The 24,422-nt window shown below is 33.4% G+C and carries 16 protein-coding genes; 10 read left to right on the forward strand and 6 right to left on the reverse strand.

Annotated elements, in window-relative coordinates; all coding sequences use genetic code 11:
- Positions 1-640 precede the first annotated feature (640 nt).
- Both BP549_RS13820 and BP549_RS13825 read left to right on the forward strand, forming a co-directional pair.
- Positions 641-2,245 (forward strand): PGF-pre-PGF domain-containing protein, encoded by a 1,605-nt coding sequence (locus BP549_RS13820; protein ID WP_292381550.1) that lies wholly within the window; start codon positions 641-643, stop codon positions 2,243-2,245.
- Between the two features lie 409 nt (positions 2,246-2,654).
- Positions 2,655-2,810 carry a hypothetical protein gene (locus BP549_RS13825; RefSeq protein WP_292381552.1) on the forward strand — a complete coding sequence of 52 codons (156 nt, stop codon included), beginning with the start codon at positions 2,655-2,657 and terminating at the stop codon, positions 2,808-2,810.
- Positions 2,811-2,992: 182 nt separating this feature from the next.
- Here BP549_RS13825 and wrbA read toward each other — a convergent pair whose 3' ends face one another.
- Positions 2,993-3,622 (reverse strand): NAD(P)H:quinone oxidoreductase type IV, encoded by a 630-nt coding sequence (wrbA, locus tag BP549_RS13830; protein WP_292375881.1) that lies wholly within the window; start codon positions 3,620-3,622, stop codon positions 2,993-2,995.
- A gap of 363 nt (positions 3,623-3,985) precedes the next feature.
- Here wrbA and BP549_RS13835 point away from each other — a divergent pair, with 363 nt between their 5' ends.
- The 8 genes from BP549_RS13835 (at position 3,986) to BP549_RS13870 (ending at position 16,149) form a co-directional block, all read left to right on the forward strand.
- Positions 3,986-5,116, forward strand: coding sequence for a glycosyltransferase family 2 protein (locus tag BP549_RS13835; protein WP_292381555.1), 1,131 nt, complete (start codon positions 3,986-3,988; stop codon positions 5,114-5,116).
- A gap of 8 nt (positions 5,117-5,124) precedes the next feature.
- Entirely contained in the window at positions 5,125-6,294 is a 1,170-nt protein-coding gene (locus BP549_RS13840) for a glycosyltransferase family 4 protein (RefSeq protein ID WP_292381557.1), read from the forward strand.
- A 692-nt stretch (positions 6,295-6,986) separates the two neighbouring features.
- Positions 6,987-7,928: a glycosyltransferase family 2 protein gene (locus BP549_RS13845; protein ID WP_292381559.1), complete on the forward strand. Its 942-nt coding sequence runs from the start codon at positions 6,987-6,989 to the stop codon at positions 7,926-7,928.
- Entirely contained in the window at positions 7,906-8,799 is an 894-nt protein-coding gene (locus BP549_RS13850) for a lysylphosphatidylglycerol synthase transmembrane domain-containing protein (protein WP_292381562.1), read from the forward strand. Before BP549_RS13845 ends, BP549_RS13850 begins: the two co-directional genes overlap by 23 nt.
- 133 nt (positions 8,800-8,932) lie before the next feature.
- On the forward strand, positions 8,933-9,520 hold the full coding sequence (locus BP549_RS13855) for a class I SAM-dependent methyltransferase (protein ID WP_292381563.1): 588 nt from the start codon (positions 8,933-8,935) through the stop codon (positions 9,518-9,520).
- A gap of 345 nt (positions 9,521-9,865) precedes the next feature.
- Positions 9,866-12,061, forward strand: coding sequence for a hypothetical protein (locus BP549_RS13860; RefSeq protein ID WP_292381565.1), 2,196 nt, complete (start codon positions 9,866-9,868; stop codon positions 12,059-12,061).
- Between the two features lie 1,028 nt (positions 12,062-13,089).
- Positions 13,090-14,676 carry a lipopolysaccharide biosynthesis protein gene (locus tag BP549_RS13865; protein WP_292381568.1) on the forward strand — a complete coding sequence of 529 codons (1,587 nt, stop codon included), beginning with the start codon at positions 13,090-13,092 and terminating at the stop codon, positions 14,674-14,676.
- Positions 14,677-14,826: 150 nt separating this feature from the next.
- Complete coding sequence (locus BP549_RS13870) at positions 14,827-16,149, forward strand: Coenzyme F420 hydrogenase/dehydrogenase, beta subunit C-terminal domain (RefSeq protein ID WP_292381570.1); 1,323 nt, start codon at positions 14,827-14,829, stop codon at positions 16,147-16,149.
- 391 nt (positions 16,150-16,540) lie between these two features.
- Here the strand turns inward: BP549_RS13870 and BP549_RS13875 are convergent, their stop codons facing one another.
- From BP549_RS13875 to BP549_RS13895, 5 genes are all read right to left on the reverse strand, one after another.
- Positions 16,541-17,641, reverse strand: coding sequence for a glycosyltransferase family 4 protein (locus tag BP549_RS13875; RefSeq protein ID WP_292381573.1), 1,101 nt, complete (start codon positions 17,639-17,641; stop codon positions 16,541-16,543).
- Positions 17,642-17,674: 33 nt separating this feature from the next.
- On the reverse strand, positions 17,675-18,889 hold the full coding sequence (locus BP549_RS13880; RefSeq protein WP_292381576.1) for a glycosyltransferase: 1,215 nt from the start codon (positions 18,887-18,889) through the stop codon (positions 17,675-17,677).
- 716 nt (positions 18,890-19,605) lie between these two features.
- On the reverse strand, positions 19,606-20,892 hold the full coding sequence (locus tag BP549_RS13885; RefSeq protein ID WP_292381579.1) for a polysaccharide pyruvyl transferase family protein: 1,287 nt from the start codon (positions 20,890-20,892) through the stop codon (positions 19,606-19,608).
- A gap of 35 nt (positions 20,893-20,927) precedes the next feature.
- Positions 20,928-23,183, reverse strand: coding sequence for a DUF2206 domain-containing protein (locus tag BP549_RS13890; RefSeq protein WP_292381582.1), 2,256 nt, complete (start codon positions 23,181-23,183; stop codon positions 20,928-20,930).
- An 89-nt stretch (positions 23,184-23,272) separates the two neighbouring features.
- On the reverse strand, positions 23,273-24,403 hold the full coding sequence (locus BP549_RS13895) for a glycosyltransferase family 4 protein (RefSeq protein ID WP_292381585.1): 1,131 nt from the start codon (positions 24,401-24,403) through the stop codon (positions 23,273-23,275).
- Positions 24,404-24,422 lie beyond the last annotated feature (19 nt).

Genomic DNA, 24,422 nt, shown 5'->3' on the forward strand with positions numbered 1-24,422 from the left:
ATAACTCAAGTACACGACCAAAATAACAACATAAATCTCGACAGAACCATCATTACCTTGGGCGGGTTGAATATTTACTTAATCAAAAAGTATTGTATCTTTGAGGAACAACTTATTTGAATTTTTACTGAGTTATCGTGCCCCCTGAATAAGAAGTGTGAATTCAGAATTTATACTTCTTATTTAATTAATAAGTACATATCCAAAGACCTTCTCCCAAAATTATACCTTTAAGATTTGATTTCTAAGAAAATAATGTCTATTAAGTCTTAAAATGATATTTGAGATGAATTGAATCTTTAATATTTATAAACTAAATCTTTATAATTAAGGCTTCAAGGTTTGTTTTTCGTAATATAAAATGTTTTGTGCATAAAAAAAGGGATAAAAAAATCCTAGATTCAAAATTAAATAAAAATAATCTTTTAAATGAAAGATAAGCTAATTCCAATTTGTGCTTTAACCTTAAAACTCCTATCCATCTATTTAATCTACTAAATAAGGATAGATATCTCCTAAAAAATTGATGTTTTTTTGAGGACTCTAAAAAATAAATTTATATATAAGTCAGTCAATTTTGGGACTGTCAAATGGCAAATAGCCAACAGACAAGAAAAACAAAGTCCAAGGAGAATTACATATGAAAAAATGTCTTTTACCTATGGTTTTATTAGTATTATTTATACTTCTAATGCCTACAGCTTTAGCGGCAGGCAACGTAACAATTAATGATTTTTCTTCTAACGTTACAAATGGAAGTGTTATACTCTATACTAGATTTACTGGTAATGTTACCGGGAATGTCACTAACTGGTACTGGGTATTTAAAAATGTAGAAACAGACGCTACTACTTACAGCTCTGCACCTCTAACAACTCATCATAATTTTAAAAAGCCTGGTGTCTATAATGTTACATTGTCTGTATGGGGACCTGAAGGAAGTGACATACTTACTAAGGTAGCTTATGTAACTGCCAATAATAATAATTTAAGCCTGCCAGTTGCAGAGTTCTCTGCATCTCCCACCTTCGGAAGTGCACCATTAGAAGTAGCATTTACTGACAACAGTACAGGCGCAACTTCCTGGTACTGGAACTTTGGGGATGGAAATACATCAAAAGAGAGAAACCCGACGCATAATTACTCTGTAGCAGGAGACTATACTACTCTTCTGATAGTTAAAAACAAAAGTGGCTGGAGCACAAAAACTCAAGAAATAGTTGCGCAGGGTGAACCGAATCCGGAAATAAGTGCCCCAGAATCAGAGTTCAACGTTGATACTATGATTGGTGCACCATATTCTGTCCAATTTACTGACCTATCGCAAGATGCTGAGGGATGGAACTGGGACTTTGGAGACGGAAATACTTCAACCGAGCAGAATCCAATACATAATTATTCCTTAGCAGGAGACTATACAGTAACACTGACAGTGAGCAACGAAGGTGGAAATGACTCAACAGTTGATACAATAAATGTAATGGAGGAAAGTGTTTCCAGCGGCAGTAGCCACAGCAGTAGTGGAGGAAGCAGTCACAGTAGCGGTGGTAGTGTCGGTGGTTCTCCTGAACCTCAAAGTAATGTTGAGACTAAACAGATATCACAGACGTTTGTCTCAAGTGGAAATTCTGTTACGTTCAATTTCTCAGACAGCGCTACTCCTGTCGTAGGCATTATCTTTGATTCAAAAAAGACCGTTGGAAAGACAACAGCTATAGCCGAGATGCTGAAAGAAAAATCCGATCTGGTGTCAGAGCTGCCTTCTGACGAGGTCTACAAATCTATAAATATCTGGGTAGGAAACAGCGGATTTGCAACTCCAGATAATATCGAAAATGCAGTTGTCTCTTTCAAGGTTGAAAAATCCTGGATACAGGATAAAAATATTGACCAGCCTTCTATCACCCTCAATATGTACAATGATATGGAATGGGATCCACTCCCAACAAGCCTAACGAGTGAAGATGATGAATATCTTTATTTCACGGCCGAAACCCCAGGATACTCCACCTTTTCAATAACAGGTAAACCCGCAGCCGAAGAAGCTGTAGATGAAACACAGTCCGAACCTGACACTCAGGACCTCGAACAAAATAACGGAAGTACAGAAACAAATGCTGAACAGATACCTGAGCAGACTCAAAGCCCAGATACTTCTGACAACGAAAGCACAAAAGCGCCTGGGTTTGAAATGATTTACGGGATACTAGGACTTCTTGGAGTGTTTCTCTATATAAGAAGGTAAAACTCAGTTAATTGTAGCTCAGTAGTGAATATTTGGATCAAATCTGACAAAAAGAACATTCTCCTTATTTTGCCAGATTTGAAATTTACTTTTCTTATTGTGTGTTTCAGTAACTTATATCTAAGATCTTGTCTAATCATCACAGGAATAAGGAAGTATTCGAATCGATTTGGTACAAACGATTTAGATATAAAGACTATTAATTTTTAAAATCCCTCTAAGCCAACATGTATTTCTTAGTATACGTTTTTTATCCAATACAGGTACTTACCAAATGAAATTTATGTTAATTTCTTAATAAAAATATATACAAGCTTGATAAGAAAGTTTATATTTTATTGTGCTATTTTAGTAATGCCTTGTAAAAAATATTAAAAAATTTCTTAAATACAGAGAGCACGTGTTTACAATGTCTTACGTGAAAAAAAAATGCCCTGTTTGTGGGAAAGAATTCTTTGTCCTTAAAAAGGCTGAGGAAAAGGCAATTTACTGTACCCTGGCATGTCTGACAAAAGCTCAGGATAAACTTGAATCCAGAGGTGTAGGCCTTCTTGAGCCTTGTTGAGCGTATGTAAGATAAAAATTGCGGAGAACTCCCTTACAAAGGGAAATGTTTTCCAATTTTTTATTTTTAGTCATATACAGAGTTGTAGATCAACTAGCAAGTACATTCATCCTATTCAAGGAAAAATATAAAAGAAATATTATATAGTTTGACTAATTGCGTCAACTATATTTAATAACTATTTATCGCCCAGAAAGTTTTTTTGCAATCTGGGTTACATATCTACCCTGATACCGAGCCATTGCAAGCTCATTTTCTGACGGCTGGCGGCTTTCATCCGTTCCTGCAATCGTTGAAGCTCCGTAAGGACTGCCGCCTGTAATCTCATCCATCCTCCTCTGCCGAGTTTCGGAATATGGAAGTCCAACAATGATCATTCCGAGATGAAGTAGGGTAACATGCGTCGTGAGGATTGTAGATTCCTGGCCTCCATGCTGTGTTCCACTGGAAGTAAAGACACTCCCTATCTTTCCAACAAGAGCATCTCTACTCCATAGCCCTCCAAGGCCGTCAAAAACTGTACGCATCTGGGCAGTCATATTTCCATAACGTGTAGGTGTCCCAAAAATAAGGGCATCAGCTCCTGCAAACACATCTTCATACATGCTCCGGGTTACCACAGGAATATGAGCAAAAAGATTCTTTGTTTCGATTGCCCCCATTTTTTCCAAAACTTCGTAAGGCAGAGTTTCAGGCACCTGATAAATCTCTACTTCAGCTCCTTCGACTTCTCTTGCTCCCTCAGCTATAGCTTCTGCCATTTTGTAAATGTGACCATGAATACTATGGAATATCACGTTTACCTTAACCATTTGTTTAAGACCTCCATTAAAACCAATTGAAACGCAAGTAAAGCGCTCTCAACCACATATAAAGTGGATTGGTAATTCCCGAAAAAATCCAGTCCCTTCTTAAAATAATTATCTGATGCCTTATATAGCTTGTTAGCAAAAGTTAATTTTCTCTTTCTTGTCTTCTGTTCTTGGTTTCTTGGTCTTTTACTCTTGATTTCCGATTCTGTTTCCTTTCTTGATCTTGTATTCCTGATCCTGCATCCCTGTTTTACCTTCTTATCCTTCTGAGAATTATTTAATAAATAAATTTCAGAGCTACATATTTCTGAGAGATGAGATGTATCAAAATAGTTATTAGGCTAAATGCTGTATAGGCTGGACATGCCCTCTCTTTCTATCGTAATGCCTTCCATGAATGAAGAAGAAACCATCCGAATTTGTATAGAGAAATCTCAGTCTATATTCAAAAAATATAGTATAGAAGGGGAGATAATAGTTGTTGACAATTCGTCAGACAGGACTGCAGAGATTGCAGCGTCTCTGGGTGCAAGGGTAATAGGTCCGATAAAAGGTTACGGAAACGCTTACCTCAAAGGACTGGCCGAAGCAAAAGGAGATTATATTGCTATTGCCGATGCCGATAACACCTATGACCTGCTTGAGCTTGATAAATTCCTGGATCCGCTTATGGCAGGAGAAGCGGATTTTATAATGGGCACCAGGCTTAAAGGCAACATTAAAAAAGGAGCTATGCCCTGGCTGCATCAGTATATAGGCAATCCTTTCCTGACAGCAGTGTTGAATTTCCTTTTCAAGACGAAAATTTCGGATGCTCATTGCGGGATGCGAGCTTTTACAAAAGAAGCCCTGGGAAAAATGGACCTTAAAACTCACGGCATGGAACTTGCATCAGAGATGGTAATCGAAGCTGCAAAAGCTGGGCTGAGAATTAAAGAAGTCCCCATTACTTATTACTCACGTAAAGCGCCCTCCAAACTGCGTTCATTTCAGGACGGCTGGCGGCATATGAGGTTTATGATGCTATACCGTCCTCTGCCATTTCTTTTTCTGCCTGGAGCTGTGGTTTTTGTCCTTGGAGCCCTGATAACAGGTTCTCTCCTGCTTAACGGAGATGCCACAGAAAACAGATTGCATTCCTTTATTTTAGGCTGTATGCTTCTAATCCTCGGAGGACAGACCCTATCTACTGGCGCCTATCTGAAAACATATGGCCTTGTCCGCGGCATGTATCCCAATAATAAGGGACACACTGCAAAATTGCTGGATTACCATTCTCTTGAAAAAGAACTACTTGCAGGTTCAATCATACTCGCTGCAGGCCTTCTGCTCGGGCTAAAAGTAGTATATACCTGGATCAGCTCAGGATACGGCTCTCTCTCGGAAGTGAGAAATGCAGTTATTTCAATGATTCTTGCCTTTATCGGTCTTCAGCTGATTTTTTCGGCAATTCTCCTGAGCGTAATGCTCCTTGAAGTGGACACCGACTGGTAAGTGATGGAATGAAAATCGCCTTCGTGTACGATGCTGTATATCCATGGGTCAAAGGCGGCGCAGAAATGCGCATCCATGAGCTGGGAAAACGACTCTCAGACCAAGGACATGAAGTACACATTTTCGGAGTCAAATGGTGGGAGGGGAAAGATACCTTCGATTATGAAGGCATGACCCTTCACGGTGTCTGCAAAGCTCGAGACCTGTATGTAAACGGCAGGCGTTCAATCTCCGAGGCAATAATCTTCGCTGCGAAATTGTTTCCGAGGCTAAGGAAAGAAAACTTTGACCTCATAGACGTGAGTGTCTTTCCCTATTTTTCCTGTTTTACAGTAAAAGCAATCTCAATTCTGGAAAAAATACCTTCAGTATTTACCTGGCACGAGGTATGGGATGATTACTGGTACGAGTATTTAGGAGGGGCAGGAATTTTTGGGCAATTGGTCGAGAAAGCGGTCTCGAAGTTATCAGAGAATAATATTGCGGTTTCGAGCTGGACAAAGGATAGGCTTGAGGGACTCGGGGTGCCTGGAAAAAGAATTACAGTTATCCCTAACGGGATAGACCTTAAAAAGATTTCCGAGATTGAAACCGAGGGAGGAAAATCTCCTGTAGGTCTTGAAAGTAAAATTTATGATATAATTTTTGCAGGCAGGCTTATAAAGGAGAAAAATGTTGACCTACTGATTAAAGCTGTAGCTCTTCTTAAAGCCGATTTTCCAGACATCAGGTGCTGCATTGTAGGGGACGGACCTGAAAAGACAGCACTGGTGGAACTCGCAAAGAAAATCGGGGCTTACGAGAGTGTCGAGTTTGCAGGCTTTCAGGAATATGGAGCATTAATCGGGAAAATCAAGGCTTCAAAAGTGCTTGTTCTTCCTTCAAGCCGGGAAGGATTCGGGATGGTAGTTATCGAGGCTTTTGCCTGCGGGGTACCTGTGGTTACGGTAAAGGCAAAGTATAATGCCGCACAGGGACTTGTTGAAGATGGAGTTGACGGGTTTATTGTAGAGCTTGATGAAGGGGAGATTGCAAAAGCCGTGGTAAAAACGATTGGGAAGCCCTCAGGGAACACAAAAACTTCAGAAGCCGCATTGCGGAAAGCTGAAAACCACGACTGGGAAGAAATAGTTAAAAATATTCAATTGGTGTTTGAAGCCTGTGTAAGAAGAAATTAACACTGAGTTTCTCTGCATAAAAAGGTAGGAGGTTTCTTGTTTAAATAGGGACATCAGTGGTTCTGATTCAAGCACCTCTAACGCAAGTGAGTTCTAACACAAACAAATTGTTCAAATAAACTTAGAAGTTTTCTATTTTAGGACATTTCTGTATTTTAGGACATTTCTGTTACATTTCGGTTATATCTTTATTTGAATAGCTGATATTATGTTTAAGTTCTAAATAGATTAAGATTTGAAAAGTCTTTGTTTGAAAATTATGTTTAAGACTATATTTATCTACTTAATTAAACATATTTTACTGGAGTAATTATTTTCAACCTATGAAAAACAGCGAGAGTCAGAAAAATAATTAAATTCCTATCTATGTTATTTAGTAGGGATAGGGGAGAATAGGTAAATTTTGTAATTATATTTTGATATCCTGAGAACAGATAGTTTAGATTGCTCTGCTGATGCACTATTCTGGAATTATATAATAAGGATTACTGGACAGCGCTCCCAATTAAGTAACTCATAAGCAGTAATCAACACAATTATATTTTTTATGAGTAATGGACATGTATATACATCTTAAATATATACATCTCGAAAAATCAGTTAAAAATCCTAGAAATTCATGAAACTGAAGTAATTTATGCAGTAGAAACTCCAACATTCTTGCAGGAGTGCATTATTCCAGAGGATTATGTATGTCTAATAAACCCCATCTATCAATTATAGTCCCAGTCCATAATGAAGAGGAAAATATACTAGAGTTATACGAGAAATTATACAATACTCTTTTAATGATTGAAAAAACATATGAACTAATTTTTGTTGACGATGGATCTACAGATAATACCTTTGAAAAAATAAAAAATATTAAAGATTCTAAAGTTAAAGTTGTAAGATTTCAGAGAAATTATGGAAAGGCTGCAGCTCTTTCCTGCGGATTTAAAAAAGCAAAAGGAGATATTGTCATCACCCTTGATGGAGATCTGCAGGACGATCCTAAAGAGATTCCCAGATTTCTAGAAGAACTGAAAAAATATGATATGGTTTCCGGCTGGAAAAGCAAAAGACATGACCCTATTTCAAAAACTGTGCCTTCCAGATTCTTTAACTGGTTAACTCGACTTATAACAGGGGTCAAAATTAACGACTTCAACTGCGGGTATAAAGCGTACAATAAGTATGTTGTAAAAAATATAAATTTATATGGAGAGCTTCATCGTTACATCCCGGCTCTTGCTTACTGGAAAGGTTATACTGTAGGAGAGATTGAAGTCGAACATCACCCGAGAATACATGGAGAATCAAAGTATGGGGCCGAAAGGCTATTGAAAGGATTTCTGGACCTCATAACAGTCACATTTCTGATGATGTACAAAAAAAGGCCTCTGCATGTTTTTGGAGGCATAGGAATTCTTCTCGGATTATCTGGAGTGATCATATCCATATACTTGATGACTTTATGGGTAACAGGAATAAAAATAGGAGATCGGCCTCTTCTCATGCTCGGAATCTTACTCATAGTCATTGGAGCTCAGTTTATTTCCCTTGGTCTGATAGGAGAACTGATAACAAACTCGAGAAATAACGATGATTATATTATAAAGTACGATAGTTATGAACTGGAAAACGGCAGGTAAAATTGCAGTTACTTCAGGTTTAATGCTTTACCTGATAAGCAAACTTGACCTGAAGGCAATTTATGAAACCTTTACTCAAATGGATCTGGCATTACTTTCCCTTTCACTGCCCTTTATTGCGCTGATGTACTTGATAAAAGCAAGAAAATGGCAGGAACTGCTTGATTGTATAAATGTCCAAATCCCCTTAAAACGGTCACTTGAGATAATCTTGATAGGTACGTTCTATGGGGCGCTTACTCCGGGAAGGGCAGGAGAGGTTTCAAGATCATTCTATCTGGATACTGAAAAATCAAGGAGTATTCCCACTGTAATAATAGACAGGGTAATAGACATTATCTGCCTGATAATATTGAGTATTATATCAATTGCCCTCTTTTTTAAAGACAGAAATCTGATTTATTTAATGATACTAGTCGCTCTGCTCTTTACTGCAGGAATAACTTTCATAATGAACGAGAGAATAGTAAACTTTGTATTTAAGAGCTTATCCAAAAGGAAGGAATACACAGAAAATTATATGAAAACAATTAGAGAAATTACAGGAAACAGAAAAGCATTGTTTTTTGTTTTTTCATTAACTTTTGGATATTATATCTTAAACCTAATAGTATATTGGATAGTAATAAGATCGCTAAGTCCAGATTTAAGTAATATTCTTACGTTTTCCCTGCCAATAATTGTAGTTTTAGGGAACGTTCCAATATCCATATCAGGATTTGGGATAAGGGAGTTTGCAAGTGTTATTATCTTTAAGATGTTAAATGAGAACTCAGCCTATGGATTCTCATGTCCTATAATTCTTTACTTTTTAACATCCCTATCACCTGCACTACTTGGATTTCTACTTACTTTGAGGAAAAAATATTAAAAAATCAGGTTTTAAAGATTAAAAATTCTTCGAACAATACAGCGAGTTGACAGAAAAATAAACGAGTTAAAAAGTAACTCGCTTACTAAAGATCAATATCAGGATTTCAAAAATAGTTATATATGGGATTGAGATGAATCAAAATTCAGACAGTGGGAATTATAAAAAGTATACTTCAAAAAATCCACTAATGGGGATAGTCATATCCAAATTTATGAAAGATTTGAATGAAACTATAGCTCCATTAGAAGATTTAAAACGCATCATCGACATAGGCTGTGGAGAAGGATTTATTGTTAATAATTTAAACCGGCCAGATATTACAGGTGTGGATATCTCAAAGAAGGCACTGAGTATCGCAAAACAAAAAAATCCCGGATGCAATTTTTGCACAGGAAGCATATATGACCTATCATTCAAAAAAAACAGTTTTGACCTTGTAATTGCAACAGAAGTCCTGGAGCACCTTGAAAATCCTGATAGAGCTCTTAAGGAAATCAAAAGAATATCTAAAGATTACTGCATACTCAGTGTACCCAACGAGCCTTACTTCCGCATAATGAACTTCTTAAGAGGTAAAAACCTCACGCGTTTTGGGAATGATATTGAACATGTACAGAATTGGAGCTCAGGAGAGTTTGTAAAATTAATAGAAACACAGTTTGATGTGGTGGAGTTAAAAAAACCATTTCCATGGACAATGGTATTGTGCAGAAAATAAAAAATAACAGATAGAAAAAACTATAGATTCACTTAAAAAGATAAGAATAAAATTACTTAAGACTTTCAGCAGGATTCAAAATATTAATTCATTTAACAGCATAACTTATCTAACAACATAACTTATCTAACAACATAACTCATTTAACAGCATAATTAAAATCTTTACAAAACTCAGAAATATAAAAATGAGTACTATAAAAAAGATTATAAAAGAAAGTGTTGTAAAAAAGATTTATAAGCAAGATCTATAAACTATATAATAATATTAATTTCTGAAGTAGCTAGTTAGAGGCTGATCAGAAAGATAATTAGAAATAATAAATTTTTACCCTTGCGAGGTACAATGACATTTGGTACGCAGAAGTGGCTAAAAAAAGGTTTAATTAATAGCCAAATATTTAATTTTCAGAAAAAAGATTTGAAAGAACATGCTGGAGTCTTAATACTATACACTTTAATAACCTCTATACTCACCTATCCTGTGGTCTTTAAAATAACCACACATATCCCGGGAGGGGGAGATGCATTTCACTGGATAAGAATACTCTGGTACATGCCAGTAGCCATATTCAACCATGATCTTACAAGATTAACACATGACTACTTGATATTCTATCCAGATGGGATACCAGCGTCCCCTTTCCAGTCAGCGTTTAATCAGATACTTACATGGGTATTATCCAGTCTGATAGACATTCATATAGTATACAATATACTATGGTTATCCTCGTTCATTTTTGGTGCATACGGTACATACTTACTTGTGAAATATTTAACTAAAGACAGAACTTCTTCATTAATAGCCGGACTTGTATTTGCATTTTCACCGTATCATTTTGTACATTCTTTTGGTCATTTTGGGGCAACTAGTATTGAGTGGATACCTTTCTGTGCCCTATATTTAATGAAAATGTTTAAAGAAGGAGGAACTAGAAACAGTTTTTTTGCAGGGATATTCTTTATTCTCGTAGCCATGAGCGACCTTCAATACATGGTATTCATGGGAATTTTTGTGATGTTATTATTTGTATATGAAACGTATATTTGCTTAAGAAAAGAAAAAAGGGATTATAAAGAGATACTGAGGCGAATCTTTTACAAGTACACTTTATTTGGAGTTATCTCTTTCATAGGTTTAATACCACTCACACTTGAAAACATTTTAACAGCAACATCTGGTGAAAATTTTTTGAGATTAGACCCGATTGAAGCTGTAATGTACTCAGCTGATTTACTGAGCTTTTTTCTTCCATCGGTTTTACATCCAGTGTTTGGTAGTTTTACGACAGACATTTACAGCAATTTTTCAGGAAATACCAGTGAAAATACAACTTTTATTGGATACACGGTAATCTTACTCTCTTTATTTGCAGCTCACAGACTGAAGGGAAACAAAAATGTAAAATTCTGGTCGATATCTGCATTGTTTTTTTCATTAATCAGTCTTGGCCCACTTCTTCATATAAATGGTAATACATCATTTACGGAATTCAATACTAGTGTCCCTCTTCCACATATGGTTTTGTATTATTTGATTCCATTTCTGGACAATTGCAGAACAACTGGAAGATTTTTTGTAATCGCGTCTCTCTCATTCGCAGTTTTGACAGGGTATGGAGTTTCAGAATTACTAAAGACTAACAAAAGTAAGAAAAAGGTGACTGCAGTTGTAATAAGCAGTTTAATAATTTTTGAGTATCTGGCAATTCCGATACCGATGTCAGAAGTCAACGAACCATCGTTTTACAAAGAGATCTCACAAGATAAAGACAATTACGCACTACTTGAAATACCTGGAACTCAGGATTATGAAGCAGGTGTAACTATCATTTACTACCAGACAATACATGGAAAGCCTGTCGTAGGTAACTGGGCTGCCAGATACCCATCTACTGCAAGAGATTTTGAATTAAATACACCTGTGGTAAGAGAATTAACCTACCTGCAACCATTTACTGCTGATATCCTAGACCAGGATGTAGATCAAATCGGAACGTCGATTTTAAATTATTATAACATATCGTATATTGTTTTGCATACAGATTATATGAACGATAGTGAAATTAACTTGGCCGAAAAGCTGATACAGAAAGCACTCAGCACAGAAAGAAAAACGTACGAAAAAGATTCTCTAATTGTATATCATGTCAAAAAAGAACCTTTAAAGTCATTTATGGTTTTAAAAGATGGATGGAATCCGCTGGAAGAAATGAATGGAGAACCTACCAGATGGATATCAAATAACGCTACAATACTAATTCATTCAGATAATGGTAGAAATGCTACATTAAATATTGAGGCATCCAGTTTCTACCGTCCAAGAACACTGGAGATTTATAATGACGAAACTCTTCAAGATAGACAAATAATCAGTATAGATTCTTCCAGTATATCTATTTCAATAAACTTAAAGAAAGGCGAAAATCTCATTAGTCTGCATGTTCCAGAGGGTTTTGACAGACCGTGTGATATTCCAGAGTTAAAAAACGAAGATAGCAGGGAATTGAGCATAGCAGTTCAAGAAATCCAATTGACCTGAGTATAGCAGGTGAAATGGATAGAAGAGACAAGCTCGAAACTGAGCTTAAATAGTAGTGTCATGTAAAAAAGGCATAAGTATACACATAGAAGTACGTGTATACTTGTCAATATGACTGATGAGACTATGAATAGACTGCGGGAATTGTGTGTATCTTAAATCCATGTAAAAATATAGAAAAGAGGGAAAGAAGATATAACCTTTTAACCTTTTTCGAGTTGTTCTCCTAAATATGTAAACCTACAATTTCAAGAAATATGATATCCTCAAAATATTCCTTACTGAAACTCTTCTTTTTCATGGACAATTTTTTTTACATCTGAAAGTATGTAGCCATACTACAGGATAAAATAATAATTGAGCTGATCAAAACTCAAAATTACTTCTCTGACTCCGAATAATCTAACGAGTTTATGATAATGGAATAATAGTTCTGAGACTTTATCGATATGAAGGTGAAATTGGTTTTGTGATGAGCTCATTAAATATATTTCCTATGGATTTTAATGGACAAATTTATTATAACTAATTTCATTAATTGTTGACTGCTGATTGTATTCTTCTTTTGTAGGTTATTAAGAATTACACTTACTTATTATTCAAGAATATCAAGATAAGTGCCAATTAACTGGTTTTTGGTAGACGGAATAATTATGAAAGTATACTTAATCTGAGAATATTCTCTCAACATGATGTATTATTAGTTACATTTTATAAAATATTGATAATAACGCAAGTGCCAGGATATTTATAAAAATTCATAAATTAGAGTGTTTTGTCGGAAAATCAGTAAAATAAATTAAAGATGGAAACCAAAGATTTTAAATAATTGTAAAATGCTTTTCATAAAAATTAAAGATTATTATTCAAAAATATAGTAAGAATTTAATTGAAAATAAGCTCGTATTTCTTGGTATCAAACTATAGATTACAAAATGAGCCCTATTATAGCGCAATTTATAAAATGGAATTTTGATACCGAATAAAAGGATTGAATTAAAAGGTCAATAAATTTGAGGAGAAAAAGTTTGCTTAATTTAAATGAAAAACAGGAAACTTTTAGTAAGCAGATACCTAAAAACTTACTAGCCAATATTTTGTATTTTATGCTTAATGTCCTAATTGGCCTGTTTTTAGTACCATTTTTTATAGATTCTCTTGGTGTAGCAAGTTATGCACTTATTCCTTTAGCTACCTCTATGACAGGTTATGTAAATTTAGTTGTACAGTCACTCAATACATCCGTGTCAAGGTATTTGACCATAGATTTACAGAAACAAGAATTCAGAAAAGCCAATATAACATTTAATACTGCTCTCTTTGGAACTCTTGGAATTATACTACTAATGCTTCCTTTTGTGGTTTTAATTTCCTACTATACGCCTTTATTTTTTGAAATTCCAACCAGTCAGGAAAATGCTGCAAGAATACTTTTTCTTGGAGTAATAAGTTCATTCTTGTTGAGGGCGTGGGGAAGTAATTTTGGAGTTTCCCTCTTTGCCTACAATAGGCTTGATCTCCAGTACCTTGTGAATACTGTAAATATTCTTGTTCAGACAGGCTTAATAGTAATATTATTTAAGTTGTATTCTCCAAATTTAATTTATATTGGATTGGCTTATTTAATGGGAGCTGTAGCTGCTCTCGTTCTAACTGTAGTTTTCTCACGCAAGATCAATCCCAATTTAAAGGTGAATATAAAAAATTTTCGTAGATCAAAAGTAAATGAGATTACGGAAATGGGCGGTTGGATAATAATTAACCAGATAGGCTCACTATTGTTTCTCCAGATAGATCTAATAGTTGTGAACAAATTATTTGGTACTGTTGTGGGGGGAGAATATTCGGTTGTACTGACATGGAGTATGATGCTACGTACTGTCGCAGGAATGCTTATAGGAGTTATTACACCGGTAATTCTCACTTATTATGCAAAGGGAAAAATCGAGGAACTCATAAGTATATCAAAAAGTACTGTAAAGCTTACAGGGCTTGCTATGGCACTACCGATAGGTTACATATGTGGTTTCGCCTCCCAACTTCTTACGCTATGGGTAGGCCCGGAGTTCGCAAAACTCTCTCTATTGATGGTCTTAATGTTATCCCATCTTATAATTAATCTTCCAGTAATGCCCCTTTTTGCGATTAATGTTGCATATAACAAAGTGCGCCTTCCGGGTATTGTCACATTTTTTATGGGAATAGGGAATTTTTTGCTGGCAGTAATAATTCCCTATATCACAGGTTGGAATTATTATGGAGTTGCATTGGCAGGGGCTATTATGCTAACGCTTAAAAATGCATTTTTTACACCTTGGTATGCAACTAAGGTACTTGGAATCTCCAGAACTACATTTGTGAACTCTATGATCCCAGGAGTGTTTGCTATGATCATAACTGCGGGAGCATCTTACATAATTGCGTATTATCTGAACATCTCAGGGTTTGTATCTCTGTTGTTTTGTGGCCTTATCTTAACTGCAGCATATATGTATGTAATGTGGGGATTTTGCCTAAAACAGTCAGAAAAGAAAACAGTAGAGTCATTTATACCATTAAAAATAAGGAGTGCATTACATAGTAAAACCAATGTGATCAAGGAATATAAAAATTGATATTCTTGTCGAATCTGAGGATTTTTAAAGCACTTAAACTTTTTTAGGAATTTTCATATCAAAAATCGAGTAGAATAGAGAGAAATTAAACTACCCCTGATAACACAAAAGGGATCAAAGAATTTCAATATTAGAGATGAGAGATGAGAGATGATTGAAAATCCGGGAAGTAATACAATTGAACTGGTTGTTAATAGAGAATTATGCACCGGTTGTGGAACGTGTGATGCTTTATGCCCAAAAAATGCAATAAAACTTTCAATAGATGAAACAAAAGGTATATACATTCCAAGAATAAACAAAGACATTTGCAATAACTGTGGATTTTGTTATGATATTTGTCCAGGAAATAAAGTTGATTATGAAAAATTAAATCATGAAATATTTGAAAAAGAGCCGGAAAATATACTTATTGGAAATTATCAGGACTGTTACACAGCATACTCCAAGGATACTAAAATCCGGTACAATTCGTCATCCGGAGGACTTATCACTCAACTACTTATATATGCATTAGAAAACGGAATAATTAATGGGGCTCTGGTTACAAGAATGAACAAAAGTAAGCCATTAGAACCAGAGCCTTTTATTGCACGAACAAAAGAAGAAATCATTGAAGCTTCAAAATCAAAATACTGCCCGGTGCCTGTAAATATCGCATTAAAAGAGATTTTGAAATCCGAGAAAAATGAGAAATTTGCAGTTGTGGGTTTGCCATGCCATATCAATGGAATAAGAAAAGCAGAAAATAAAAACAAAAAATTAAAAGATAAAATTGTCTTACATCTAGGTATTTTCTGCAATCATATGCCAACTTTTGTTGGTACAGAGTTATACTTAAAAAAATTAAAGATCAAAGAAGATGAAATTATAAGATTAGATTATAGAGGAGAGGGCTGGCCAGGTTTAATGAAAATAATTACATCTAAACATACACATACAAATAAACTCTCCGATTATTGGGGCTTCATTGGATCGCATTTTTTTTATCCAAAGAGATGTTTGATGTGCGGAGACGGGGTCTGCGAACTCGCAGATATTTCGTTTGGAGATGCGTGGTTACCAAAATTTAAGGATGATAGTACCGGCAGATCAATTATTGTATCCAAAAGTAAAATTGGTGAAAATGTATTACGAAAAATGAGTAAAGAAAGTCATATTGAATTAAACAATGTAAGTTCAATAGAAGTAATTCAGTCTCAAACATTAATGATCTACTTAAAAAAGAAAAATTTTACTGTTAAAAAGAGTTTATTGAAAGTATATCCCTACAGCAAATTATTACGTTCAGATTTTATAGACAACTCAATAGCTTTATGGTTTTACTTCAATGTCTCCTTATCCTCAAATCCATATTTCAAGATTATAATACAGTATATGCCATTGAAAATTATTAAGGTATATTGTGCAATTTTCAATAAATTTGCGTCAAAAAAGGCAAGGAAAGATATTAAAAGTCAATACGACTTTTAATTTAATTTTCCAATAACTCGCTAACATATTTTCCGCTTAGTATAGATTCTTCTTTTACAATTGGAATTATCGACTCCAATTCTTTTTAAATTCTGGTCTATTATTCCAGGCATCATTATTGTTAAAGGACTCATTCCAAAACTAATTTTAATGTGTCAATAAGGTTTTTAGATGATTTCAGATCCGAAGCTCAATCCATTATCCGTAGTATAACATATTTGAGAAACAATCTTGAGTTTTGGGATCAGCTTTTTCTAAGATTTCTAATTACAGTTGCTTTGGAATAGACTCAATATCTCGGCCATCAACTATTGTTAAGCTTTATATTAAATTATATATGTGCTTATTACCGCTAATTTACCTTCCACAAAGTTTATGGCAATTCCAATCCTCACTTATTTAACACCGTTTTATAGATTTCGATTGTATTTTTGGAAATATTTTCCCATGACATTTCATTTTTTGTTTTTTGGAAAGCGTTTTCGCCCATTTCTGCTCTGAGTCTGTCGTCTGTTAGTATCTTTATTATTGCATTTGCTAAAGAAACTGGATCTTTGGATGGTACAACATATCCTGTTTTTCCATTATCTACTACTTCTGGGATGCTCCCAACATCAGTTACAACAACTGGTCTTTTAAATGAATAAGCAATTGGGATTACACCGGTTTGTGTTCCATCAATATAGGGTAATACTACAACTGATGCTCTTTTGAATAAATCTGCAACTTCTTCATCTGGAATGAACCTATTGTGAATCTCAAAGTTATCTATATTTATTATTAATTTTTTATACTGCTCGAAATTTCCTGATCCTGCTACAATTATTTTTGACTTCGGAACCCTGGCTGTAATTAATGGTTCAGCCTCGATAAGATACCGTATCCCTTTATATTCTTCAACTCTTCCAAAAAAAAGCACAGATTTTTCTTCTTTTATCCTCCCTTTTTCCCATTGAGTATAATAGGAGTATTCACCATGATGAATACAAAAAATATTGTCTTTTGGAACATTGGCATTTACTAAAATTTCTTTCATTCTCTCTCCATGAACGATTATTGCATCAGACTTCCTTGTAATTACTTTGGCTAATCCATGATTAAATTTTGAAAAAAATCGTTCTCCTTCATGAAAAGATGGATCGTGATCTGTAAAAACAACAGGATATTTGTTTTTGAGGAATAGAATAGTTGTACTTAACAAAATATCTTCAAAAAGAATATGAATTACATCAGGCCTTTCCCTATTAATAATTTTCATCAAATTATAATAAGTAAAAGGATTAATCATTTTCAGCCCCATTTTAATATAAGAAGGATAGGTTTTCACTGGAATAATTTTCGCATTGAGTTTTGAGTAATATCTGTCGTTTATAAGATATTGGCCAAGTAAAACTACTACCTCATTGTTTGTTTGGGACAAAGCATTTGCAAGTTGAGAAGTATAAACCTGAACCCCTCCCTTGCCAATTAGCTGAACTAAAAGTATCTTCATGTTTTGGCTCACTGAATAAATATTTTAGTAAATCTACTCCTGAGTTCTTGTAGAGTTAGCCTTATCCCACAATACAGAATATTTTCCAAAGAGAAAATCCTTCCATGCTAACAAAATAATGTATTCATTAAATAACACATAATATGTAACCTTTGGGATGGAAACCAAGGAAATTCTGCATTTTAATTGAGTAGTTATATGATTAGTTGTTTTAAATTTTAAAATAAGTAATGATCCAAAAACAAATGCAAAAACGACCAGTGTAGCGATTATATTAGTAATTACAATTTGAAGATTACCAATAAATAAATATAAAATTGGGATTAACATGAAAACAAACGGAGAAAATATGGACAAAGTTCTGCGAGATGGAAATATAAGCAATCTGTATAAATCAATTGGCAACAACAAATAGTTCCAATGCTTTAAAAAGCACTGTATTCTTCCTATTATTATACGCTTTTTTTGAACTATCTGGTCATTATAGGTTATTGCAGCAGGCTCGTAAGCTATAGCATTTGGCTCATATACTATTTTATATCCTTTTCTTTTAACTTGAATCGCCATATCCAGGTCTTCTGCTAAAACACTAGGATCCGCGTAAACTATGTTCTTTCTCCATGCGTTTATTTTCCCATGAAGTGAACATACAGAATCTAAACAAGATTCTCCAGTACGCATAATAGATTCTAATAACCAATAAAAAGATTCAGATGAAGTTAATGAGTTATCTGGATTAGATACAATATATCTTCCATCAACCGCACATACAATAGGATCATAAAAATGTGGCACCACTTCTTTAATTACGAATTTATCAAATACTGTATTTGCATCGGTACCTATTATAATTTCTCCATTTGCGTTCTTTTGTCCAAAATTAATAGCTGAAGCTTTACCATTTCTTTTTTCTTCTTGAAGCAATTTTATAATGGGAAGACTATAGTCATCTCTATTTTTTAAAATATTGTCCACTATTTGATACGTTTTATCAGTTGACCCAGACTCAACGACTAAAATTTCATATTTATCATTTGGATAATCTAATCCTAACAGATTGTTTATTCTATTTTCAATATCTTTTTCTTCATTATAAGCAGGAATAATTAGTGATACAAAAGGCTGAAAATCATAATTTTTTCGTTTTGGTCTTGAGATAATGGATATAAATAACATAAACAGCTGGTAACCCCCAAACTGCCATACTACAAGAAAAGAAAGAAAATACAAAACAAATATGCTAATCATTTAAATCTCTCTCATACTCTGATTCCTTCACCGATACAAGATCTCATCCTTAACCTTCCTCTGGGTTTTCAGGATACAGGATATCAGCTATAATTCCAAGAGTCATTGTGGAGACTCCAATGAGTATTAGCAATACGGTTAGCACAGCTGAAGGCAAATTTCCTGCCACAATTCCTGTTTTCAAATATGCAAGCAGTACCTTACTCCTGTAAGGGTGTAACCTCAGATTTTAAGATTTCTACTGATAATCTTACACGAAAGATAAATATAAAATTAATAAAAGTATGTAATATAAATATACAAAATGTTAATTAAGGTTTAGATAGACAGACAGCAACAGTAAAAATTGAAACAATACGTTAAACAAAAATGATACAACTTCATTCGGGTTCTCTTTAGGAGTTAAAGAACATTTACTTCTATAGATAAATAGATAAACAAATATAAAAAGTTAGTGAATTTACATTATAATATATAATATTATTTAATATAATAATAGACTAAAGGAAACAATTATAAACAGATTATATTTCTATTTAGCAAATCTGATCCTCAGAAAATCTTTAATAATTTATTATTGAAAAGAAAAAGAGAGCAAGGAAAAAATAAGGAAGATTGGAAAAAATTCAGATAAAATATAATAGAAAAGTTCTTTAAATGCATAAAGTCATATACTAAGAAAAAAGAAAAAGATAGAGATTAAGAAGAAATAGTCTTTAATTTAATTTATTTAGCAGTTCACTAACGTATTTTCCATTTAGCATAGCTCTTTCTTTCACGACTGGGATTATCGATTCCAATTCTTCTTTAATTTCAGATCTGTTATTCCAAGCATCATATACCGTTGAAATTAATTTTTCATAACTTAAATCTTTAATATCTACGATATACTTTTCTTGCCCAAGCATGTTACCAATTATTCCATACATTTTATGGCTGTATGCAATACCCACTGTTGGAACCAGCATAGATGTCGATGCGATTGTTGAGTGCATTCTTCCGCCTATAAACAGATCACATTTTCCTATTATTCCCTTTAGTTCCTGTGGAGAATATTCATTTTTAATCATAGAAATATTTGATTTATTTTTTACTTTTTCAAAAATAGCAAACATCGCATCTCTATCATCTGTGTTATTTCCATCTGAATATACATGAGGTATCATAATGATATTTGCATTAAGATTTTCAACTAAGTTATCTATAATTTTTACCATCACATTAAATGTCTCTTCTTCATCTTTACTGCGATCTTCTCCTCCTTTATAATTACTAATCAATTTACTTGTATTGACGCCTATGAGTGGTCTTTCAATACTATAACGGGCACCTTCAGAAGATAAAATCTCAAGAACCTGCTTTTCGGGCGATGGCTCTAAAAGGAATGCAGAGTCCGCAGTAACATGAATTTCGGGAATGTCTATACTATTCTCATCAAGATATTTTTTTGATATTTCCTCTCTAACAAGAATTAATCTTACTCTATTAAATATAAATTTCGCAATAGAACTAAAAACTCTATTATTATAGTAGCCTATACTTTCTCCATAAAGAACAACTGGTTTATTAAGTAAAATACCATATAAAATATTTGTAAAAGGGGTTAAGATATTCAATCCGTATCTCCCACTTGGACTCATAGTATCTCCCCCAATCACAAGTACTAAATCACTTTCATGATAATAGAACAGCCGTGAGCTACTTGAAATTGGTATCCTTACACCAAATTTGCCAAAGAAGTAAATAAAATAACATTTAGATAAATAAAATAAAGAAACTAGTATATCCTTTACCTTTTCTATGTTAGTTGGAATCTTCACTTTGGCTATAAGATGTTGCTCTTTTATATCCAGATTGCTATGACTCCCATCATTCCCATAGTACATCAAATAAAATTCGACAGTAGGTGAATAGATCTTAATCGTATCTATTGCAGAATATAATAATGCAAGATTACCTTTGTTTAATCCATTTCCGATGTTTAATATGAGTATTTTTTTCATGGATGTTCCCCAACGTTTATTAAAAATGAATAAAATTAACTTAATAAAATTTTACTTCCACCATTATTATAGATTGCATTTTTATCTTTCAAAAGATCGCGAACATCTGTAAACTCATATACAGTTTTTTGTTGAAGGGTATTATTGAAGTTGAATCCAGTTCCTTCTACTAAATTTAAATATGACAAGTAGATGTATCCATCTCCTATTGCTGCAGTAGAGTTATCAAAAAATTTAATAGAAGACTTATCAACATTACTATAAATTGTTAATGACGGACTACCCTGGACCCTATCCCCTTTATAAATATAGGAACCATTTACTATATTTTCACCCAGCCATTTTCCACTGAAAACGTCTTGAGTAACAATGTATTGTCCATAAAAACTAGCTTTATCAATAATATCACCATGTTGAGTTGTTCTCTGGCTTATCGAAATAGAGCTTGGGTGATCTTTCGCAACTTCATAGACAAATCCAGTATTAAACAATAGAAAAATCACAAAAAACACAGATAATAAATTAAATGAGTAACGTACACGTACAGAGGACTTTATATTTGTAAAATAATTGAAGAATAACTTACAAACCGTTATGCCTCCAATAACACTAAATGGTGACAATAATATGAGGGATAAATGGAATAATCTATGTGGATCCATTACAGCAAAACCAGATATCGCGATCGCAGAGAAAAGAATTATCAGCCAAAACAATGATAAGCACATATAAGTAGTAGAATATCGTGACTTATTATAATGTTTAATAGTATGGATATAACCAATAATTATAAAAAATTGGATAGTGAAATACAAAATCTTATTGAGTGTGCGTAATAATGAAGTCTCATTTCTAGTTATAAGATATAATCCTCTAGAACTTTCAGGACTGAAAAAATCAATAAAAATTGTGTTTACTATATTTTTCCCAAGATGCATAATTATAGAAAATACAGAAGAGTTTGATATATATATAAACCATGCTAATGTAAACGTGATAAATAGTAATATAAAATTTGGGGAAATAATATCATATTTTCTATGTGAGTGAGTACTAATTGTATCATTATGAGTAGTACTCATATTATTAGAGATGGGAAAGAATCTTTCCACTAACTTATTTATTTTTGGACTTTTTTCGAAAAGCAAGAAGAAAGAAACAAATACTAATGAAAACATAAAAAGGTAAGAAGTCCCGTAATGAGAAACAATTAATGACATTGAAAAAATAATATATAGTATAGATTTACTCGTTTTGTTAATAGCGTTATTGTTTTCTGTTAGTAACATCACCAAAGAGACTAAAAAAATTTCTGCTATAGACTGTTTTGTAATAAGTGGAATTGTTTCATAAAATGGACTAACTGATATAAATAAAAAGGATGAAAGGAACGAGAATTTAGTATTTTTAATACTTTGTAGAGTTATATAATATACTCCAATAGATACGAACGAAAATAACAAAGGGTATACAATTTTAAAAATCCATGTTAAGTCGAGATTTAATATATGATAAAAAATTGGAGCTAGAATAACATTACATAACACAGAATTATAAGTTCCTTTAATCGTCCAATTCCAAAATGAAGATTTAATTGCTAAATTTGAGAAGAAATATTCTTCTACTGAATCGCCCACAATAATATAGGAAGATATTAAAGTATTATGCCATATTAGAGAAATTGCAACTATCCATATTGCTAAAGGATAGTATTTAGGAGAAAGAAATGTATCAAAACAAATTAATAAAACTACTATTGCAATTATAAGAATCATTAACATCAAAATAAGATTTGAGTCTTTGAAATTAACTGAATAGGTTCCAAATATTGACATAAATGGAATTATACATAAAAACAAAATAGGTGCAGAGAATAGTTCATTTAGATCGATATAAGTTGGCTTAGAGTAATCACCATCTATTAAATAGCAAAGAAGACATAAAATTAGCGAAACTAGATTTAAGGAGAAAATTAAATAATCAAATGATAAAGATGAAAAGGCAAGGTTGATAAAAAAACCTGTAGCCATAAGAGTTGAAAGGCTAAGTCCAATAGAAAATAAAACAGTTTTAATGCTACCCATATCGTGTAATTTTAGAATTCTTAAAATAAGCATGCCTGGGATAAATATGAGATAAATAAACCCGAGTAACTGTCTTAAAATTGGAATATTGAATCCAATAAAATCTAGTCCTATTGAACCCAATAATCCTAACTGAATTGAAATAACTAGTATAAGAGTTTCTTTAATATCCCAATCATTCATTTGAAGTGGATTAAGTATCTTCATAACAATCTTACCTACAAATCAAAACTTCATTATTGGATTCTCATGGAATTTAGGACTGTATATGTAAATTTAGTGTTATTGTGATATTCTCATGAATTATTGGAACTGAATTCTTCATAAACTTTTAAAGTCTCAACTGCACAAGACTTCCAGCCAAATAATTTCGCTCTATCCAAACCTTTTTTAGTCATTTCTTTCATTAAAGAATCATCAGTTAAAACTTCATACATTGCAGTTGCTAACATATCTATGTTATTTGGATCAACCATAATTCCTGCGTTTCCAACAACTTCAGGCAACGAGGACGTATTAGATGTAATTACTGGAGTTCCACAAGCCATCGCTTCAAGAGGGGGTAAACCAAACCCTTCATATATAGACGGGTAAACAAATACATCAGCAGCGTTGTACAGAGCAGGGAGATAGTTTTCTGGAACATAACCAGTAAAAATAATATCATCTTTTAGATTTAATTTATCTATTGTTTCAAATATTTCTTGATATTTCCATCCTTTTTTACCTGCAATGACTAATTTGTGATTGATATTTCTCTTTTTGAGCTGATGATATGCCTTAAGAAGAGTAGGTAGGTTTTTTCTAGGCTCCAGCGTTCCAACATACAGTATAAAATGGAAATTTATATTATAGGTTCTGAGGAATTCATTTATAATATCTTTAGTAAGCGGCCTAAATTTTGTATCTACTCCATTAAAAATTACTTTTATTTTATCCTCTGAAACATTAAAATGTGTTACTAAGTCATATTTAGAACTTTCGGACACTGTGATTATTTTGTCAACAGACCGTAACGTTTTTGAGAAGAGGATTTTATGAAGTAGCACAGTTGACGAGCTGAATGTATCTGGAAAAAGAAAGGGAGATAAATCATGAACAGTAATAATTCTTTTAAATGGCATTTTAAAAGAGAGAGGGCCAATCTCATAAGTATCATGTACAATATCTAGTTGTTTCATGCTTTTTAATTTTAAAGGTGTACTAAAATACCTCCAAATAGATCTAGATCCTTTAGAGAAAGAATATTTTTTAATTAAAATTTCTTCATTAGTTTTATAGACTTGAATGTCCTTTGATTCTCCATGAATTAAATAATATTGGTTAAACTCATCAATTTCATTTAATTGCTGAATTAAATTATGAGTATATGTCCCTATACCACCCAAGTTACCATCTACAAAATCTGTGATAATGCCGATTTTCATAAAAAGCCCTCTTTTGGGA

Origin of the sequence: Methanosarcina sp. UBA289 (assembly GCA_002496565.1) — an archaeon.
In the GTDB taxonomy this organism is placed as follows: Archaea; Halobacteriota; Methanosarcinia; order Methanosarcinales; family Methanosarcinaceae; genus Methanosarcina.

Bases quoted from the DNA above. Each gene is read 5' to 3' on its own strand.
- BP549_RS13820 (WP_292381550.1), top strand. From the start codon at position 641: ATGAAAAAATGTCTTTTACCTATGGTTTTATTAGTATTATTTATACTT.
- BP549_RS13825 (WP_292381552.1), top strand. From the start codon at position 2,655: ATGTCTTACGTGAAAAAAAAATGCCCTGTTTGTGGGAAAGAATTCTTT.
- wrbA (WP_292375881.1), bottom strand. From the start codon at position 3,622: ATGGTTAAGGTAAACGTGATATTCCATAGTATTCATGGTCACATTTAC.
- BP549_RS13835 (WP_292381555.1), top strand. From the start codon at position 3,986: ATGCCCTCTCTTTCTATCGTAATGCCTTCCATGAATGAAGAAGAAACC.
- BP549_RS13840 (WP_292381557.1), top strand. From the start codon at position 5,125: ATGAAAATCGCCTTCGTGTACGATGCTGTATATCCATGGGTCAAAGGC.
- BP549_RS13845 (WP_292381559.1), top strand. From the start codon at position 6,987: ATGTCTAATAAACCCCATCTATCAATTATAGTCCCAGTCCATAATGAA.
- BP549_RS13850 (WP_292381562.1), top strand. From the start codon at position 7,906: ATGAACTGGAAAACGGCAGGTAAAATTGCAGTTACTTCAGGTTTAATG.
- BP549_RS13855 (WP_292381563.1), top strand. From the start codon at position 8,933: ATGAATCAAAATTCAGACAGTGGGAATTATAAAAAGTATACTTCAAAA.
- BP549_RS13860 (WP_292381565.1), top strand. From the start codon at position 9,866: ATGACATTTGGTACGCAGAAGTGGCTAAAAAAAGGTTTAATTAATAGC.
- BP549_RS13870 (WP_292381570.1), top strand. From the start codon at position 14,827: ATGATTGAAAATCCGGGAAGTAATACAATTGAACTGGTTGTTAATAGA.
- BP549_RS13875 (WP_292381573.1), bottom strand. From the start codon at position 17,641: ATGAAGATACTTTTAGTTCAGCTAATTGGCAAGGGAGGGGTTCAGGTT.
- BP549_RS13880 (WP_292381576.1), bottom strand. From the start codon at position 18,889: ATGATTAGCATATTTGTTTTGTATTTTCTTTCTTTTCTTGTAGTATGG.
- BP549_RS13885 (WP_292381579.1), bottom strand. From the start codon at position 20,892: ATGAAAAAAATACTCATATTAAACATCGGAAATGGATTAAACAAAGGT.
- BP549_RS13890 (WP_292381582.1), bottom strand. From the start codon at position 23,183: ATGAAGATACTTAATCCACTTCAAATGAATGATTGGGATATTAAAGAA.
- BP549_RS13895 (WP_292381585.1), bottom strand. From the start codon at position 24,403: ATGAAAATCGGCATTATCACAGATTTTGTAGATGGTAACTTGGGTGGT.